Annotated in this window: 18 protein-coding genes and 1 tRNA gene; 16 read left to right on the top strand and 3 right to left on the bottom strand. The window is 62.1% G+C overall.

Going from position 1 to position 18605, the window contains the following annotated elements; genetic code table 11:
- Position 1: 1 nt before the first annotated feature.
- From ACOOFN_RS01465 to ACOOFN_RS01425, 9 genes are all read left to right on the top strand, one after another.
- A complete protein-coding gene (locus ACOOFN_RS01465; RefSeq protein ID WP_420432959.1) occupies positions 2–442 on the top strand; it encodes a DUF2948 family protein in 441 nt (146 codons plus the stop codon).
- Positions 439–912 carry a UPF0262 family protein gene (locus tag ACOOFN_RS01460; protein WP_420432957.1) on the top strand — a complete coding sequence of 158 codons (474 nt, stop codon included), beginning with the start codon at positions 439–441 and terminating at the stop codon, positions 910–912. The genes ACOOFN_RS01465 and ACOOFN_RS01460 overlap by 4 nt, the downstream gene beginning before the upstream one ends.
- Positions 913–1023: 111 nt before the next feature.
- On the top strand, positions 1024–1242 hold the full coding sequence (infA, locus tag ACOOFN_RS01455) for a translation initiation factor IF-1 (RefSeq protein ID WP_019961978.1): 219 nt from the start codon (positions 1024–1026) through the stop codon (positions 1240–1242).
- A gap of 18 nt (positions 1243–1260) precedes the next feature.
- Complete coding sequence (locus ACOOFN_RS01450) at positions 1261–1845, top strand: Maf family protein (protein ID WP_420432955.1); 585 nt, start codon at positions 1261–1263, stop codon at positions 1843–1845.
- Positions 1842–2915 carry a ribonuclease E/G gene (locus ACOOFN_RS01445; RefSeq protein ID WP_420432953.1) on the top strand — a complete coding sequence of 358 codons (1074 nt, stop codon included), beginning with the start codon at positions 1842–1844 and terminating at the stop codon, positions 2913–2915. The genes ACOOFN_RS01450 and ACOOFN_RS01445 overlap by 4 nt, the downstream gene beginning before the upstream one ends.
- Positions 2912–3085, top strand: a complete 174-nt coding sequence (locus ACOOFN_RS01440; RefSeq protein WP_420432951.1) for a DNA gyrase inhibitor YacG — start codon at positions 2912–2914, stop codon at positions 3083–3085. The genes ACOOFN_RS01445 and ACOOFN_RS01440 overlap by 4 nt, the downstream gene beginning before the upstream one ends.
- A gap of 90 nt (positions 3086–3175) precedes the next feature.
- A tRNA-Phe gene (locus ACOOFN_RS01435) sits at positions 3176–3251 on the top strand.
- A gap of 139 nt (positions 3252–3390) precedes the next feature.
- Positions 3391–6357, top strand: a complete 2967-nt coding sequence (locus tag ACOOFN_RS01430) for a S8 family peptidase (protein ID WP_420432949.1) — start codon at positions 3391–3393, stop codon at positions 6355–6357.
- Positions 6358–6506: 149 nt separating this feature from the next.
- On the top strand, positions 6507–9095 hold the full coding sequence (locus tag ACOOFN_RS01425) for an EAL domain-containing protein (RefSeq protein WP_420432947.1): 2589 nt from the start codon (positions 6507–6509) through the stop codon (positions 9093–9095).
- A 9-nt stretch (positions 9096–9104) separates the two neighbouring features.
- Here ACOOFN_RS01425 and ACOOFN_RS01420 read toward each other — a convergent pair whose 3' ends face one another.
- The gene (locus tag ACOOFN_RS01420; protein ID WP_420432945.1) at positions 9105–9464 is read right to left on the bottom strand and encodes a hypothetical protein; all 360 of its coding nucleotides are present in this window, start codon (positions 9462–9464) and stop codon (positions 9105–9107) included.
- Positions 9465–9568: 104 nt separating this feature from the next.
- Positions 9569–10195, bottom strand: a complete 627-nt coding sequence (locus ACOOFN_RS01415) for a DUF4287 domain-containing protein (protein ID WP_420432943.1) — start codon at positions 10193–10195, stop codon at positions 9569–9571.
- Positions 10196–10266: 71 nt separating this feature from the next.
- On the opposite strand from ACOOFN_RS01415, the gene ACOOFN_RS01410 reads away from it, so the two are divergent.
- From ACOOFN_RS01410 to ACOOFN_RS01380, 7 genes are all read left to right on the top strand, one after another.
- Positions 10267–11712, top strand: a complete 1446-nt coding sequence (locus tag ACOOFN_RS01410) for an MBOAT family O-acyltransferase (protein ID WP_420432941.1) — start codon at positions 10267–10269, stop codon at positions 11710–11712.
- Positions 11672–13021, top strand: a complete 1350-nt coding sequence (locus tag ACOOFN_RS01405; RefSeq protein ID WP_420432939.1) for a hypothetical protein — start codon at positions 11672–11674, stop codon at positions 13019–13021. Before ACOOFN_RS01410 ends, ACOOFN_RS01405 begins: the two co-directional genes overlap by 41 nt.
- A gap of 71 nt (positions 13022–13092) precedes the next feature.
- Positions 13093–14067: an NADPH:quinone oxidoreductase family protein gene (locus ACOOFN_RS01400; RefSeq protein ID WP_420432937.1), complete on the top strand. Its 975-nt coding sequence runs from the start codon at positions 13093–13095 to the stop codon at positions 14065–14067.
- A gap of 148 nt (positions 14068–14215) precedes the next feature.
- A complete protein-coding gene (locus ACOOFN_RS01395; RefSeq protein ID WP_420432935.1) occupies positions 14216–15286 on the top strand; it encodes an isoaspartyl peptidase/L-asparaginase family protein in 1071 nt (356 codons plus the stop codon).
- Between the two features lie 64 nt (positions 15287–15350).
- A complete protein-coding gene (locus ACOOFN_RS01390; RefSeq protein ID WP_420432933.1) occupies positions 15351–16499 on the top strand; it encodes a homogentisate 1,2-dioxygenase in 1149 nt (382 codons plus the stop codon).
- On the top strand, positions 16496–17131 hold the full coding sequence (locus ACOOFN_RS01385; protein ID WP_420432931.1) for a carbonic anhydrase: 636 nt from the start codon (positions 16496–16498) through the stop codon (positions 17129–17131). The genes ACOOFN_RS01390 and ACOOFN_RS01385 overlap by 4 nt, the downstream gene beginning before the upstream one ends.
- 35 nt (positions 17132–17166) lie before the next feature.
- A complete protein-coding gene (locus tag ACOOFN_RS01380) occupies positions 17167–18180 on the top strand; it encodes a fumarylacetoacetate hydrolase family protein (protein WP_420432929.1) in 1014 nt (337 codons plus the stop codon).
- Here the strand turns inward: ACOOFN_RS01380 and hspQ are convergent.
- Entirely contained in the window at positions 18177–18515 is a 339-nt protein-coding gene (gene hspQ, locus ACOOFN_RS01375) for a heat shock protein HspQ (RefSeq protein WP_420432927.1), read from the bottom strand. The genes ACOOFN_RS01380 and hspQ overlap by 4 nt on opposite strands.
- Positions 18516–18605 lie beyond the last annotated feature (90 nt).

Genomic DNA, 18605 nt, shown 5'->3' with positions numbered 1-18605 from the left:
TGTGGCACGACGTGAACCGCTGAAGCTTGCCGCGCAGGACGCCGAGGACCTCGCCGTCATCTCCGCTGCGCTCCAGGACGCCGTCGCACAGCTCGGCGACATCCAGTATGACCGCCGCCGGCGCCGCTTCACGGCGGTGTTCAACCGGTTCCGCTGGGAAGACCGCGGAATGGGCCAGGCTTGGCGAACCCGGTCTGCCCTTGATTTCTCGGATGTGCTGCAGGTCAGCTCGAAAAACCTGAAGCGCGATGCACCCGGCGCGATCGTGTCGCTGCTGGCGGTCTCGTTCGAACCTGGCGAAGCGCCGGGCGGGCATATCCTGCTGGCGTTTTCCGGCGGCGGCGAATTGCGGCTGGAGGTCGAATGCATCGACGCATTGCTCGCCGATGTATCCGAGCCCTGGCCGGCAAAGGCCAGGCCCTCGCACGAGGGCATGGAATGAGCGAAAGCGAGTATATCGCCGCAATCGACCTCGTCGGCCTGAAAACCGGCGATACCACCACCGACCGCGAGCGCCGCGTTGCGATCTCCGATCTCCTTGAATCGAATCGCTTTTCGCCCGGAGGCGATGCGGCCGGTCCGTATCGGGTGCAGCTCTCGATTGATGATGGTCGGCTGACCATCGACATCCGCACCGAGGCGGACGAGCCGGTCCACGCTTTCCTGTTTTCGCTCGGACCGTTCCGCGGCATTTTCAAGGACTATTTCATGATCTGCGAGAGCTATCATGAGGCGGTCCGCGACTCATCGCTTGCCCAGATCGAGGCGATCGACATGGGTCGCCGTGGCGTTCACAACGAAGGCGCCGAACTGCTGCGCGAACGGTTCTCCGGCAAGATCGACGTCGATTTCGAGACCGCGCGCCGCCTGTTCACTCTGATCGGCGCCTTGCATCATCGCGGCGGGGCCTGACTTTCGCGCACGTTCGGGCTCGACTTTTACCGGCTCACAAGACTATATACCGCGCCGCACGCGCATTCATGCTATGCTTGCGCGTCGATTCACCGCCATCAAGAGGAGCTCATGGCGAAAGAAGAATTGTTGGAATTTCCGGGTGAAGTCACCGAATTGCTGCCAAATGCAACATTTCGCGTGAAGCTGGAAAACGACCATGAGATTATTGCCCATACGGCGGGCAAGATGCGCAAGAACCGTATTCGCGTTCTGGCGGGCGACAAGGTGCTTGTCGAAATGACGCCGTACGATCTGACCAAGGGCCGGATCACCTATCGCTTCAAGTAAAACCGAAGAGCGGCCGGCATGACCACGCCCATGCAACTGGTGCTGGCCAGCGCCTCGCCTCGGCGCCTCGAGCTGCTGCGCCGGATCGGCGTCGAACCGGATGCCGTGCGTCCGGCTGATATCGATGAAAGCGAGATACCCGGCGAAACACCGCGACAGGTGGCCGAACGCCTGGCACGCTCAAAAGCGATGGCGATCCCTGACGACAACGCGCTGGTGCTGGGCTCCGACACCGTTGTCGCGGTTGGTCGCCGCATTCTTCCCAAGACCGAGACCGAAGATGAAGCTCGCCGCTGCCTCGAGCTCTTGTCCGGGCGCAATCACCGCGTCTGGACCGGAGTGGCACTGGCGCATCCTGACGGCCGGCTCGCCTCTCGCGTCGTCGAAACGCGCGTTTCGATGAAGCGGCTTACCGCGGACGAGATCGGTGCCTATCTCGGCTGCGGCGAATGGAAGGGCAAGGCCGGGGGCTATGCCATCCAGGGCCGCGCCGAGGCTTTCGTGACCCGGCTCGTCGGCTCCTATTCCGGCGTCATGGGCCTGCCGCTGCATGAGACCGCAAATCTGCTCACCGGCTTTGGCTACCCGGTGCTCAAGCCATGAACCGGCTGATCGCCGTCGAGGACTGGGTGGGCGAGACGCGCGCTGCCATCGTCGAGAATGGCCGCGTTGTGGAATTGCATTTCAACCGCTGGAGTGAGCGGGGCACGCGCGCGCATGGCGCCGAACTCTATGCCGGTCGCATCACGCGGATTGACGGGTCGCTGAACGCCGCCTTTGTCGATCTCGGCCGCGGTGAGCCGGGCTTCCTGCCTTTCGGCAAGGCAGGCCGTGCCAAGGGGCTGCACGATGGCGCCTTGATTGGTGTCCGCGTGACGCGAGAAGCATTCGCCGAGAAGGGGCCAACGCTCGCCCTGGCGGACCTGGATGAGCTCCCGGGCGCGCCGGAGCTGATCGAGACGGACGCCAATCTCGCCGAACGCCTTTTGCGCCGTTATCCCGACGCGGATGTGAAATGGGCTGACGAGGCCCGGATCGATATCGAAGCCGCGATCGAAGCGGCACAGTCCATCGACGTCCCGCTGAAGGGCGGCGGCGCGCTCCGCATCGAGGCGACGGCGGCGCTGACCGCGATTGATATCGACAGCGCCGGCCGCACAAGTAACGCCGGCCGCAAGCTGGCACTGGACGTCAATCTTGCCGCCATGCCGGAGATCGCGCGCCAGATCCGGCTCCGCGGCATTGGCGGCAACATCGTCATCGACTGTTTGCACCTGCGCAGCCAGCCTGACCGCAAGGCCGTGGAAGGCGCACTCAAGAAGGCACTGAAACCCGATCCGGCGAGAATTGATGTCCTGCCCCTTTCGCGTTTCGGCCTGATCGAGATGGCGCGCCAGCGCACCGGTCGCTCGGTCGCGGAAGTCCTGACCGACGGGGCAGGAACGCCGAGCATCGAGACCCGTGCGCTCACTGCGCTCCGCCGCCTGCTGTTGGAAGCCGTCGCCAACCGGTCCGCGCAACTGAACCTTGCCGTCTCTCCGGCGCTTCACGACTGGCTGGAACCCGACCGGATCGATTGGCGCGGCGCAATGACCGACCGCATCGGCCCTCGGTTCACCCTGACGGCTGCAACCGGTGAACACCGCAAGGACTTCGAGGTGACGACGACATGATCAAACGCCTGGCCTGCCCGATCTGCAAGAAACCGGCGCACGAAAAGTATCTGCCTTTCTGCTCGAAACGCTGCGCCGATGCCGATCTCGGGCACTGGCTGGCAGACGATTATGCGATCCCCGGAGAGCCGGTACCGGTAGAGCCCGACGACCCGTCTGCACAAGACTAACGGGAAGGCGCATCTCGGCGTGGACAGGTCCCGCGGGCTTGCCTATAAACCCGCCTCTCCAACGGTTCCGCTGCGGCGGGACGACCCGGCGCCCGGGTAGCTCAGTTGGTAGAGCAGCGGATTGAAAATCCGCGTGTCGGTGGTTCGAATCCGCCCCCGGGCACCATCTCAATCCGAACGATCCCGTTAGTGACGCGTAAACCATTGCGTCGATTAAGGATTGGGCAACCATCTTCCTTAGTTCGAATTTGAATAAAATGCCCGAAAACGTCCCCCATCACGGGCAATCCTCAATGGGGACCGACATGAAGAAGTATCTCAAGGCAACGGTAGCGTTTTCGGCGCTGGTCTGCGCAACGACGGCGCTGGCAGCGGCACCGGCCTGGGCCGGCAAGAACAAGGGTGGCGGCAACGGAAATGGTGGCGGCGGCCAGCAGGAAGAGACGGGCGGTGGCAATAACGGCGCCGACGACCAGTATCTCTTTTCCTTCCGCGGCGACATTGACCCCTTCCGCGGCGACATCAATCCCTTCCATGGCGACATCAATCCCTTCCGCGGGGACATCAACCCGTTCTACGGGGATATCTCGCCGTTCTGGGGCGACATCTCGCCCTTCTGGGGAGACATCAACCCCTTCCATGGCGACATCAATCCCTTCCATGGCGATATCAGCCCGTTCTGGGGCGACATCTCGCCCTGGCGTGGCGACATCGATCCCTTCTATGGCGACATCAACCCGTTCTGGGGGGATATCGGCCCGTTCTGGGGGGATATCGGTCCGTTCTGGGGCGATCTGAATGCGCAATGGGGCGATATCGATCCGTTCTCGGATGCCGCCGGTGACCAGTATGAGCGCGTGGCCGACAGTTTGCGCGGGATGCTGCGCCGCGCCGGCGATGTTTTTGGGGCGGCGGTCGAGCACGAGACCGGGCAATCGATCGAGGATGCGGTCTTTGCCGAGCTCCTGGCGCGTTATGGCGTCAATCTCGACGATCCGCGTTCCTTGGAAAACATGGATGCGGCCGAGCGCTCGCGCTTCTTCCTGGACTTCTATGACAGCCTGATGGGCTATACCGGCCTCGACCGGGTCGATCACTGGATGGCCTCGGTCAACTGGACGCCGGCCCTGTCGCAGGCGGCCGGAGGCGGTACAGGCGTCTATGTGGGCCTGCTGGACTTCAACTTTTCCTCATCCGAGGCGCTCAATGTCCGCCGCAAGCGGGGCAATGAGCTCTTCTACGACTTCGCACACGGGGCCGCGGTGGCCAGCCTGATCAATGCGCCGATGGATGGCGAGGGCGTGATGGGCGTGGCGCCGAATGCGCTCCTGCAGACCTACAACCCGTTCGACGACTCGCTGACCACGAACTGGCGCGATGTCCGCAACGGGGTCGTCCGCCTCTTGAGGGACCACTCGCAGGTCATCAACATCTCGCTGGGCCTTCCAGGGACCACCTTCGCGCAGCAATGGCGCGACGACGTCTTCTCGAGCAAGCATGTGCGTCAATTTGCGGATCGTACGGTCTTCGTCTTCGCCGCCGGCAATGACGGCTATACGCAGGACTTCGACGTCGAATGGCGAAAGGACATGGACGTCAGCAATCTGATCATTGTCGGTTCGGTCGATCCGAACAACAATATCTCGAGCTTCTCGAACCGTCCGGGCGAGGCCTGCTTTACCGTCCGCGGACGCTGCAATGAGGGTTTCCGCCTGATGGACCGCTTCCTGGTCGCACCGGGCGAGCTGATCCTGGTTTCCGACGGCAATGGCGGCGTGATCCGCCAGTCGGGCACGTCCTTCGCGGCCCCGCTGGTCTCCGGTGCCGCGGCGCTGGTACGCGGCCGCTGGGGCTGGATCGGCGCCCGCGACACGGCCGATGTGCTGTTGCGCTCGGCGCGGGATCTCGGCGCGCCCGGCACCGACCCGGTCTATGGCCGCGGCCTGCTGGACGTGCAGGCGGCGATGTCGCCGCTCGATCCGGACAGCCTCTACATCATGACCGCCGGTCTTGGCCGCCATGATGTCGGTGCCGTCAAGTATGCCAGCGACCGCCTGACCTTCCACTCGGCGGACGAAAACAGCGTGGTGCTGTTCGAGGATCTCAACGATACCTTCCGCGACTTCGTCGTCTCGCTGGACGAGCTGAACGGCCGCTTCACCCAGGAAGAGCTGGATTCCGCGATCAATGCCGAACAATACCTGGCAGAGCGGGAAGCGGCGGAGGACGCTGCGAGCAGCTTCCGCGACACGGGCGAATATGCCGTGACGATGACCGGCCGTGGCAATCTGCGGGTCTCCGCGGTGGCCTCGCGCCTCGACCCGCGTGACCGTGCTTCGGAGGCCGAACTGGGCTTCCAGGTCGGGGTACGTATCGCCGACGATGAGGACGGGCGCGAAGTGCGCTTCGGCCTCGGCGAAGGCGCTCTGGCGCTGACTTCGCAATCGGGCTTCGGCCTGTTTTCCGACCATCGTCCGGAAACCGGCGGTGTGAACCCGGTGCTGGGCTTTGCCTCCGGCGGGCTCTACGGCGTGGCCGGGCTCGAGGTCTCGGAAAATACGCGCCTGTCCTTCGGTCTGACCATCAATCGCGAGGAAGACCTGGCCGTGATGCCGCATTCCGGCGAGGAGCGGAGCATCACCGGGCTCGACGCCTACGAGGCGGCGGCGTTCAACATCACCGCAGAGCACGATGTCCGCGAGGGCCTCGAACTCAGCGTCTCTTACACGCTGCTGCGCGAGGACACCGGTTTCCTCGGTGCCCAGGGCACGGGTCCGCTGGACCTGTCGGGCGGGGCGATGACCGATGCGGCGACCTTCGGCGTCTCCATGGCGATGCCGATGCAGGTCAATCTGGACGCTTCGGCGACCCTGGCCCGCTCACGCACCGGCGGATTCGGCAATGTCGCGCTGAACCTCTCAGAGGCGGCGATCTCGACCGCCTTCCAGGTGACGGCATCCCGCCAGGGCGTGATGTCCGATCGCGACGCTGTCCGCGTCAGCCTGATCCAGCCGCTGCATGTCGAAAGCGGCGCGATGGAATACTCCACCGCCCGCGTCACCGACCGCGAGACCGGCACGATGGAAGGTACAACGGAAACCTGGCGCCTGGGTGGCGAGCGTCCGCTCTTCGCGGAAGCCATGTACGCCACCTCGCTGATCGGTGGATCGACCCAGTTCAGTGTCTATACCCGGGCGCAATTGGCCGGCGATGCCCAGGCCGAAGACGTTCGCGGCATCACCGCCGGCGGCCGGATCCGCTTCACGTTCTAAGTAATCAACCCCGACTGAAAACTGGCCGCCTCTCTGAACAGGAGAGGCGGCCTTTTTCTGTAATGGTCGGAATATTTGAATTCTCGAATTATTAAGGCGCATCGCGCTTTAGTGGCCTGAACGAAGTTTCTGTCGGCGGATATTCAACCATGACCCTTCGCCAGTACGCCCTCTTGCTGATGGTTTTTCTCCTGACCTTGCCGGTGTCAGGAGCCTGGGCGCAATCCGAAAACGCGATCATCCAGCCATTTGCAGCGGCGGTTGAGGAATCGCGTTCCAGCATGATGCGGGATCCGGCCGCAGCTCTTGCGCAAGCCCAGCGTGCCGAGCGCATGGTCCCCGTATCACTGGATGGATCATTAGAAGCCACGGCGCTGGCGACGACCAGCTGGCTGCAGGCAGAAGCGCTGACGCGTCTTGGCCGGCCAGACGAAGCACGCCCGATCGCTGAGCGCGCGCTGGAGCTGCTCGGTGAGGATCCGGCGCCGACCAAACTCTATGCCGATATCCTGCTCTCCGTAGGCCGCACCCTGAAACTGGGGGGTGAACATGGCCGGGCTTTGGATTTTTTCCAGTCGGCGTATGACGTCTACGTCGAAATTGATGAACCCCGCAGCCAGGCCATCGTGCTTCAATCGATCGGCTCGATTTACAATGATGCCCGCCAGTATCAGCGCGCCATCGAGTATTTCGAGGACGCGACCGAGCGGTATCACGACACCAGCCTCGATCTCGCGGCATTCAACAACCTTGGCAATGCCTACACAGCGCTCAGTGAATTCGAGCCTGCCCTGAGCAATTACGAGTTGGCGCTGGAAATTGCTGCTGAAATGCAGAGCCCGATGCTGGAGGCTCGCATCCTGAACAATATCGCCTCCATGCACATTGCAGCAGAAGAATGGACGGCTGCCGATAACGCGATAACGCGGGCATTTAATGTTGCCGGCAATCCCGACGGCGCGGAATGGGCGCGATTTCTCTATGGTGTACGCGCGCAAGCCGCGCTGGGGCGCGGCGAATTCCAGGCGGCACGCAGCCATATCGAACGGGTGTTCGATGGTGTTCCGATTACGGAAACCAATCACCATTTTACTGACTTCCACGAGACGGCCGCGCAGCTATATCGCGCCATCGGCCAACCCGGACTGGCACTCGAACATTTTGAAGCCTACAAGCGTCTTGACGATGACGGCCGCGAATTCGCGGCGTCGGCTAACTCCGCCCTGGTCGGGGCCCAGTTCGATTTTGCGGCCCAGGAACTCGAGATCGAGCAATTGCGCGCGGTTGGTCTGGAACGCGATCTGGCGCTTGCGCAGAGCGAATCGCGTCAGCGCACGATTATCGCAATCGGGGTGGGCGCGATCACACTTGTGTTGTTGTTCGGTGCGATCCTGGTGATCCGCGGGTTCCGTCTGCGCAACCAGATGATGAAAGACATGTTGTTCGTGGATGCCGAGACTGGCCTGCCCACGCGCCATTCATTGGTGAAGGCACGTAATCGTTCGATTGAATTCGGTGGTTCTGAAGTCTTTTTCGCCGCCATACGGCTGGATCGCGCGTCTAGCTTCGAGACGCTGCTCGGTTTTGCGACATTCGTGAAAGTCCAGTCAAAGCTCGGCGAAAGGCTCGCGACGGCTGAAGGAATCACCGAAGTCGGCCTGATCGGCCCTGGCGTGTTCGGCGTCATTCTCGATACCGACGATAGCCTCCTACTTGAGCACGATATCAAGGACCTCGTCGATCTCGTTTCACGGCCCATGACAATCGACGGCGTTGAACTGGATATCGGTCTTACGGTCGGTCTGGCGAATGATCGGCAAAGCGAGATCGCGGTGCGTAACGCAATCATTGCGCTCAGCCAGGCCGACGAGAACCAGGCTATGATGGCCACTTTCAATGAACGGCAGCTGGGCGACCCGACCGAGAACCTGAGCTTGATGACCCGCATGCGGTCGGCGATGGCTTCTGGCGATATCGAGCTCCACTTCCAGCCCAAGCTGGATCTGCGGTCCGGCGGGATCAATAGCGCTGAGGCATTGTGCCGGTGGAACGATCCCGAGCGTGGGTATATCCCGCCCGATGCCTTCATCCCGCAGGCCGAGGAGACGGGAAAGATCCGCGAGCTGACGGAATGGTCGATCCGCGAGGCGATAAAGCAGAAAGCGTATCTCGCCGAGCACGGCCACGATATCGAGATTGCCGTCAATATTTCCGGCCGGCTGATCACTGATGCAAGCTTCGGCGCCCGCGTGCTCGACATTCTCGGCTATGGCGGGACCGGGCTGACGTTCGAAATCACCGAAACCGCGATGATGCACAAGCCCGAAACGGCCATGCACAATCTCGACCGCTGGGTCGATGCCGGCTGCAAGATTGCGATTGACGATTATGGGACCGGTTTTTCCTCGCTCGCCTATCTCAAGCGCCTGCCGTGCCACGAGCTGAAGCTCGACAAGACCTTCATCAGCGGCGCACAGACATCGAGCAAGGATCGCACCTTGATCAAGTCGACCGTCGACCTCGCACACAATCTCGGCATGACGCTGACCGCCGAAGGCGTCGAAGACGAAGTCGTCCTCGCCGCACTCAAGGCCATGGGGTGCGATCATGCCCAGGGCTACGTGATTTCCCGCGCCACCAATCGTGATGAATTGCTGCGCTATCTCGGATCCCTGGAAGCCGAGGATATCGGTGGCGCATCGGCTGGCTGGAATGCCAGAGGCTCGACCGGCAGCTAAAGCCGCTTGTCAGCGCCGCTGCCGTCGCAGCGTCAAGATCAGGATCATGAACATGATGAGGGTGAAAAGGCCCGATACGATAAGTGTATCACTTCCGGCGCCGGAAACCCCGCCGGAATTCACGCCGGCATCGACATCGAACCCGTCAGCCGAATAGCTGCGCGCCGCAACCGCCGGGTCCGGCGCGCCGAACACGGCAATCGTCACGCGATCGACCTGGAAGCCGAACCAGGCATAGAGGTCGGAGAACAGCGCCGGCAGATTGCGAAGCCACTGATCGACCGGCACGCCGAAACGTTCAAGCAGGTCAAGACCGCCGGTCACGAAACCGAAGAGCGATCCGATCGTGATCAGGAAACGGAACAACATGGTCAGAGCCTCCCCGTGAGTGGTGGTCACACTGTGCGGGAAGCCTCGCCGAGGCAAGCTGAATGGCGGCTGACAGGCGATGCCCGAAGGCATTCATCCAGCTGTCAGCCGGCGGCGTCATAGGCCCGGCGCACGATTTCAATCATGTCGTCATCAATCTCGTCCACGGCATGGAGGGAGATGATGTACTGGCACATTCCGCCCGGCTTCACGGGCTTCATCAATGGATGCAAGGCGTCGTCCTTGAGGTTGATGCCGAGTTCGAAACGGTCATTGGTCTTGGGGCCGAGCATCGCGAACTGTTTCTTTCGCCGCAGTGAGATGTAGCCCTTCTTGTGCGCCTGCTCGAATGCGCCGAATTCGCTGATGCGATCCATCAAGGCGCTGTGGATCGGGCGCTGGTGCGCCTTCGCGCCGGTATAGATATCGTCCAGCGGATCGCCGGAATTCTGCACCGCCGGTTCGGCCGCCTTGCGCGCCACATGCACCAGGGTGTTGGCGTCGCCATGTCCCAGACCGAGTTCGGTCTTGGCCCATCTGACCATCTCGCCATGTTTTGACGTGTCCTGGCCCAGCACCAGTGCTTTCAGTTCGTCCAGCGGTTTGCCGGTCTTTGCTTCGATGTTCGCAAGCTGCGTGGCCAAGGCCTTGTCTACGGCGCTCATCGCGGCCTCCCTGTTTTCCGGAATGCTGTCTTGCGGCGTCAGGAATGGCAAGTTGTCAGCGCCCATTCCCGGCCTGCCCCCCTCAATTGACCGGGCCGGTGAAACACCGTCTATTTGGCTCGCGCGCGGGGCGGGGCATGCTGTTCAACTCATTCGAATTCCTGTTTGTGTTTCTCCCGGCGACGCTAGGTGTGTACTACATCCTGAGGCGCTGGGTGGCGCACAATGCGGCGCTGGTCGCACTGACGATCGCCTCCTTCATCTTCTACGCCTGGTGGGACATTCGCTACCTGCCGCTGCTGCTCGGCTCGATCATCGTCAATCATGTGCTCGGCCTTGTGATCGAGCGACGCGGCGCCCAGCCCTGGCTGGCGATCGGCATTGTTCTCAATCTCGCCAGTATCGGCCTGTTCAAATATGCCGATTTTTTCCTGCGCAACATCAACTGGGTGGCCGACACCGATATTCCGCTGCCAGGCTTTGCCCTGCCGTTGGCGATCTCCTTTTTCACCTTCCAGCAGATCAGCTTCCTCGTCGATGTCGCCCGGCGCGAGACCAAGCCTGCCGGCTGGCTCGGCCATGGCCTGTTCGTTTCCTTCTTTCCGCAGCTGATCGCCGGACCGATCGTTCGCCACGACCAGATTGCGCCGCAATACGAGGACCAGGACCGGAAGGACGATTGGTCTGAGAACATCGGCGTCGGCCTGTCGATTTTCTCGATCGGCATGTCCAAGAAGGTCCTGCTCGCCGACAATTTCGAACCCTATGCCGCCAGCGCCTTCAATGCCGCCGCGCGCGGCGACGAGGTCGGCTTGCTCGAGGCCTGGACCGGCGCACTCTGCTACAGCTTCCAGATATTCTTCGACTTCTCCGGCTATTCTGACATGGCAATCGGGCTGGCACGCATGTTCGGCTATCGCCTCCCGATCAATTTCAACGCGCCGTACAGGGCCCGCTCCATCATCGATTTCTGGCGTCGCTGGCACATCACCCTGTCGCAATTCCTGCGTGATTACCTTTACATACCGCTCGGCGGCAACCGGAAAGGACCAGCCCGACGCGCCATCAATCTGGCTATCGTCATGCTCCTGGGCGGCTTGTGGCATGGCGCCGCCTGGACCTTTGTCTTCTGGGGCGCGTTGCACGGTCTGGCGCTCGCCTGGTGCAACATGCTCAACCGTTGGCGGCCGAACGGCCTGTTTCCGTCGGCGCCCTGGGTATCGGTCGCTTTCACCTTCCTTTTTGTCGTCTTCGCCTGGGTCTTCTTCCGCGCCACGTCCTTCGGGGCAGCCATCGAAATGCTCGAAGGCATGGCCGGCCTCAACGGCATCGGGCCGGGCGTCAGCGACGAACCCTTCATAGCCATCGCCATCGGCCTGGCGATTGTCTGGGGCCTTCCGGATACAGCGTCGATTTTTATCAAATGGTTTGACGACGTCACGCTGAAAACCGCCGGCCTGGTGCCGCAGAAGGGTTTGCGCTTCACGCCGCGGCCATGGATCTCCGGCACGCTGGCATTCCTGCTCTTCTTGTCGATCGTGAATGCCTGGAACACAGCGGAGTTTATCTATTACAACTTCTGACCGGAAACCGCCGCTCACACTGAAGGGCTATGCCATCCGCCTGGTGCTGACGTTGGCGGCGTGGCTGATCCTGTTTGGTGGCTTTACCTTCGTCGTCGACCCCTATCACGTCTCGGAATGGAGCGAGATTCCCGGCGTCAACGAGCGCAGAACGCGGGCTCATGCCGATGGCTATCGCGTCGCGGTCGGCCACGGCCTGATCGAGACAGAGGCTTCGACCGTGCTCTTCGGCTCCTCGCGTTCGCATGACGGCTTTCCCGATGAAATCGCTGACTGGCCCGGGGGCTTCGAGAACATGGCAATGGGCGGCACCAACGCCTTCGAAATCGCCAATGCGGTTGCCCTCGCGGCGGAAAACGACGCGATCGACTGCGCCGTGATCGGCCTCGATCTGCGCGAGTTTGGTGATTATCCGCGCGCCGATGCCACCTACTGGATTACCCCGCTCGCAGGCGGGTCGCGGATTCAGGCCCATATCCAGACCTCGCTGTCGCTCGACGCCTTTGCGCGTGCGCTCCAGACCGTGATCGACAATGTGTCGGGCGGATCGGACACCGATTGGGAATCCGCCTATGCGCCGGAAAATTCCCGCGAACGCTTCGATACCGAACTGCAGAAGCGTTATCGCTCCTATCTCGGCTATGCCTACGACCCGCAACGCACGGCGTATGTGTTCCGCGGCATTGATGCCTTGCTCGCGCGCGGCGTCCAGGTCCGCATTTTCATCCACCCGATACATTCACGCATCGAGGAGGCGCGCTGGCGCGCCGGTATCGACGAGCTCGACCTTCAGATGCGGCGCGACTTGGTGCACCTTGCCGCGCAGCGCCACCCGCTCCCGTCGCGAGCTTCGTGTTTCCCCGGCGAAGCGCTCGAGGTCTGGGACTTCGCCGGCTTCCCCGAAGTGGCTCAGACCGGCCCGCCATCGCTCTCGGGCGACGTGATCAATCCGTGGTATTACGAGCCCTCCCATTATCGGCCGGCCCTCGGCCTTGCCATTCTGGCACGGATGAAGGGAGAGGCGCTCGAGCCCCCAGTGGCTGCCGACCAATTCGGTGTCCGCCTGACCCCCGAAAACGTCGAGGCTCACTGGCAGGCCGTGAGAGCCCGGCGCTCTGAATGGCTCGAAAACGATGCGTGGGCACAATGGGTAACCGAACAATATGACCGCATGGAAGCCGCCCCACCGCCGATCGAGGAACGCCCGCGCTTTTTCCTCAACCGCGACGATTTCAATTCGCTGGAACGGCGCGTGTCACGTATAGAGGCACGCGCGGCCGCTACGTTCGGCGAAAGGGACCCTGAGTGAACCAGGGCATCACGTTTTCGTCTGGGCGGACGACGCCTCGGCAATATGAATAATTCAGGAGGAAACACACTATGCGTGCCGTGATCTGCAAGGAATTCGCGCCATACAAGAATTTGACCGTGGAAGAGGTCGCTGATCCGCAGGCAGGACAGGGCCAGGTGGTCATCGATGTGAAGGCAGCGGGCGTCAATTTCCCCGACATCCTGCTGGTCGAAGGCAAATACCAGATGAAGCCGCGGCTTCCTTTCACGCCGGGAGGCGAGGTGTCGGGTACGATCGCCGCCGTCGGCGACGGCGTCGAGGGGTTCAAGGAGGGTGACCGCGTTGTCGCCGCGACCCTGCTCGACGGGTTCGCAGAGAAAGTGGTCACCGCCGCCAATCAGGTCGCTCCGATCCCTGAAAACATGCCGTTCGACGAGGCGGCTGCGCTGATCACCACCTATGCCACAACCATCCATGCGCTGAAGCAGCGCGCCGAACTCAAATCGGGTGAGACACTCGTGGTCCTCGGGGCTGGCGGCGGCGTCGGCACGGCGGCTTGCCAGCTTGGCAAGGCTTATGGCGCGCGCGTCATTGGCTGCGCGCGCGGCGAGGAGAAGCTGGCGGCCGCCAAGCAGGCGGGCGCGGATGAATTGGTCGACTATGACAGCGAAGACCTGAAGGCACGGCTCAAGGAACTGACCGGCGGCAAGGGGGCTGACGTCGTCTATGACGCGGTCGGCGGTGGTTATTCCGAACAGGCGATGCGCGCGCTGGGCTGGGGCGGTCGCTTCCTGGTCATCGGTTTCGCTGCCGGTGACATACCGAAAATGCCGCTGAATCTGGCATTGCTGAACAGTCGGGATATCCGGGGCGTGTTCTGGGGAGCCTGGGCTGGTCAGTTCCCGCAGGAGAACGGCAGGAACATGGCCGAGCTCTTCGAGCTCTATGTGGCAGGCAGGATCAAGCCCATGGTGTCTGCCAGCTACCCGCTCGAGGAGGTGACGAATGCCTTCGACGATTTGGTGCAGCGGCGCGTCAAGGGCAAGGTGGTTTTGACCACCTAGCCGGATTGGACGCCATCGCGGCTGAATGACCGGCTTGCGGGCAGCTGGTGGTGTTCGACACGAAAGAGCGCGGTTCGGCTACGCCGGCGAACGGGGGAGCAATGATGCGCAACATTGTCGGAAGCCACGTCAAAACGGGGAAGGGCATATGAAAGCAATCGCGGCAGTATTGATCACGACGGTATTCGCGGTCCCGGCGCTGGCACAGGACGACAACCGATGGGCGATCGTCATCCATGGCGGCGCCGGTGTCATCGAACGGGAATCCATGGACGCTGAAACCGAGGCGGCATACCGAGCAGCGCTGGATGCGGCGCTCGACCGGGGCGGCGAGATCCTCAGCTCGGGCGGTGACGCAATCGATGCCGTTGAGCAGATCATCCGCGCGATGGAGGACGATCCGCTGTTCAATGCCGGGCGCGGCGCGGTGTTCACGGCGGAGGGCCGCAACGAACTGGATGCCTCCATCATGGTTGGCGACACGCTCGAAGCCGGCGCAGTCGCGGGCGTAACGGGAATCCGGTACCCCATCACGGCAGCCCGCGCCGTCATGGAAGCCAGTCGCCACGTCATGCTGACCGGTGAGGGCGCAGAATCCTTTGCCCGCGATCAGGAGCTCGAATTCGTGGAGCCTGCCTTTTACTTCACCGAACGCCGCTGGCGCTCGATGGAACGCGCGGTCGGCGAGATGGGCTTGCCCTTGCCGGATCGGCCGGACGGCGCGCCAGAGCCCGAGGAAGTCGAGGAAGGCCATCTCGATCTGCTTGAACGCGAACATCGCTTCGGCACGGTCGGCGTCGTCGCGCTAGACCAGGCCGGGACCATTGCCGCCGGCACATCGACCGGCGGCACGACGGCGAAGCGCTGGGGCCGGGTCGGCGACAGCCCGGTCATCGGCGCCGGCACCTACGCCAACGCGCTGTGCGGCGTCTCGGCGACCGGCACCGGTGAATATTTCATCCGCCTCAACGTGGCGGCACGCATTTGTCATGAGCTGGACGTCATCGATCGCGGCGCGGAAGACCATCCCTATGCCGCCCAGGATGCCGCTGACACGGTGATCCAGGGCGCGCTGACCGATCTCGACGGCGATGGCGGTGTCATCGTCCTGTCGATCACCGGCGAAACCGCCTGGAGCTTCAACACGCCGGGCATGTACCGCGCGTCCTGGGGGTCTGACCGCGACCGGATCGTGGCGATCTATGGCGACGAGGAATAACGCGGCTTCCATTTAGTTTCATTTGTAACTAAATTGCCCGCGAACAGCTGGCAGGAGTCCCGCAATGGCCAATCGTAAATGGATTTACGCATCCCGCGTCGAAGGCAACGCCTCCCGCCAGGCGCATGCCGACATGCCCGAGGGCACGTTCGAGCGCGAAATGTCCAAGGAAGGCTTCTTTGGCCCGGCCGCCTTCCTGCATCACCGGAATCCACCCACGGGCTGGGTCAAATTCGAGGGCCCGCTGCAGCCACGCGCCTTCGACCTCAATGCGCTCAATGGCGCCGAGAACTCGCCCTGGGAATCACGATCGGTCCTGCACAACAAGTCGACCGATATCCGTTTCTGGAAGCTGGCCGAGCCGATGACGGGGCTCGCTCGCAATGGCGATGGCGATCAACTCCTTTTCATCCATGAGGGTCAGGCGGATTTGTTCTGCGATTTCGGCCATATCGAAGTGGTGAAGGGCGATTACGTTTATCTGCCGCGCGGTACGATGTGGCGGCTGTCGCAGAGCGAGCCGCTGTCGATCCTGATGATCGAGGCGACCAACACGCATTACACCCTGCCGGACAAGGGCTTGGTCGGCCCGCACGCCGTCTTCGATCCGGCGATCCTCGATGCGCCGAAGATCGATGATGCCTTCAAGGCCCAGCAGGCCGACGAGAACCATGAATGGACGGTTTCGGTGAAGAAGCGCGGGGAGGTCAGCCGCATAACCTATCCGTTCAACCCGCTGGACGCGGTCGGCTGGCATGGCGAGCTGGCGCCGGTACGCCTCAATGTGAAGGATATCCGGCCGCTGATGAGCCATCGCTATCATCTGCCGCCGAGCGCCCACACCACCTTCCTGTCGGACCGCTTTGTGGTCTGCACCTTTGCGCCGCGTCCGTTCGAGACCGATCCGGGGGCGCTCAAAGTGCCGTTTTTCCACAATAATGACGATTACGACGAAGTGCTGTTCTACCATGCCGGCGATTTCTTCAGCCGCGACAATATCGATGCCGGCATGATGACTTTCCATCCGTCCGGATTCACGCACGGCCCGCATCCCAAGGCGCTCAAGAACATGCTTGTGCAAACAAAAGCCGCGACCGACGAATACGCCGTCATGATCGATACCCGAGATCCGCTGGATGTCGGTGACGATGCGGGCAGCGTCGAGAACCGTGACTATGTCAATTCCTGGAGACTGCCGGAGACTGCGGAATGACGATTCCTCCCCAGCTGGCCGCGGGATTTTCCCGTTTTCGTGCCGATCTGTATCCCCGCCAGAAACAGCTTTACGAGGACTTGGCGGACAAGGGTCAGAAGCCGCACACACTGGTTATAGGCTGTAGTGACAGCCGCGTTGATCCCTCGCAGATATTCGATGCGTCGCCAGGCGAATTGTTCGTCGTTCGAAATGTCGCCAACCTGGTGCCGCCCTACGAAACGGACGGCGGATATCATGGCGTGTCCGCCGCGCTGGAATTTGCGGTGACCGTCCTGAAAGTGTCGAATATTCTGGTGCTTGGGCACAAGCAGTGCGGCGGCGTGCATGCGTGCGCTGGCGGTCATTCGGAATCAGACAGCATCTTTCTCGGACACTGGATCAGCGCGTTGCAGCCGGCGCTGGCCGAGGTACGCAAGAATTTGGATGCCGGCGCGGATGTCGATACACATGCCGAGCACCTCGAGCTGAACGGAATCCGGCATTCGATTGAACGGTTGAAGACCTACCCATTCGTGAAATCCGCGCTGGACAGTTCTGATCTCATCATCCATGGCGCGCGCTTCGGCGTCGCCGATGGTGAGCTTGAATGGATGAACGACGACGGCCATTTCCAGCCCGTACCGTCCTGAACAATCGACGCTCTTGAACAAGAACGGATACTGCCATGAAACTTGCCTCGCTTCGCAATGGTCACCCGGACGGCCGCCTTGTCGTGGTCTCACGCGATCTTAGCCGGTTTGCCGACGCTGCGGATATCGCCCCGACAATGCAGGCCGCGCTCGATGATTGGGATCGCGCCGAACCGGCGCTGAAGGCGCTGTCGGACAAGGTCAATGAAGGTTCGGCGGACACCGAGATCTTCGATCCGGCCGACGCGCTCTCGCCCTTGCCGCGCAGTTTCCAGTGGGCGGACGGTTCGGCCTATGTCAATCACGTCGAATTGGTCCGCAAGGCACGCGGCGCGGAAATGCCGGAGACGTTCTGGACCGACCCGCTGATGTATCAGGGCGGGTCCGATGCTTTCCTCGCACCGACCCAGGATATTCCGCTTGGAGATGACAGCTGGGGCTGCGACTTCGAGGGCGAGGTCGCGGTTGTGACCGGCAGCGGACCGATGGGTCTGACAGCAGACGAGGCAGCAAGGCAGATTCGGCTGGTCATGATCGTCAATGACGTCTCGCTGCGCGGCTTGATCCCGGGCGAACTGGCGAAGGGATTCGGCTTTTTCCAGTCCAAGCCGCCGACGGCGTTTGCACCTGTCGCGGTGACGCCTGACGAACTCGGCGAGGCCTGGGACGGTCGCAAGCTCCACCTGCCGCTGGTCAGCCATCTCAATGGCGAGAAATTCGGCGAGCCGGAATGCGGTGTCGACATGACTTTCGATTTCGGCGACCTGGTTGCCCACCTTGCCAAGACGCGGCCTTTGACCGCCGGCACGATCGTCGGCTCGGGCACGATTTCGAACAAGCTCGATGACGGGCCCGGCAAGCCCGTCTCGGAAGGCGGGAAGGGCTATTCCTGTATTGCAGAGATACGCATGATCGAGACGATTTACGACGGCGCGCCGAAAACCGATTTCATGACGCCCGGCGACACCATCCGGATCGAGATGTTCGACAGGAATGGCGACAGCATCTTTGGCGCCATCGACCAGAAAGTGGTGCGTTATGCGCGCTAGTTCGGCCTGAGGTCCGCCGTTTTCATCCGGTAGCGTTCACCGTCAAAACCTTCAAAGAATTCAAGCGCTTGCGGATGCCGCACCGGGCCGGCCTCGGCGTCGGCCACCAGATTCTGCTCCGACACATAGGCGGTGTAGAAGCTGTCCTCGTTCTCGGCCAGCACATGGTAGAAGGGCTGTGCCTTGTGCGGCCGGATCGCGGCCGGGATGGCCTGCCACCATTCCTCGGTGTTGGCGAATTCCGGATCGACATCGAAAATCACGCCGCGAAACGGGAAAAGGCGGTGACGCACCACATCTCCGATTCCAAATCTGGCATCCCGTTCGATCGTCATTGCGCTCGCTTCCGTCTCAACTGTGTCGCGGCGGTCCGGTTTCGCTTGAAGCGCCGCAACTTCTCCGTATGCTGCCTGATGAAGGCAAAG

This window comes from Hyphobacterium sp. (assembly GCF_965217055.1).
Lineage (GTDB): Bacteria > Pseudomonadota > Alphaproteobacteria > Caulobacterales > Maricaulaceae > Hyphobacterium.
The sequence above is the reverse complement of the archived record's forward strand: the minus strand, read 5'-3'. Positions and strand labels throughout refer to the sequence as shown.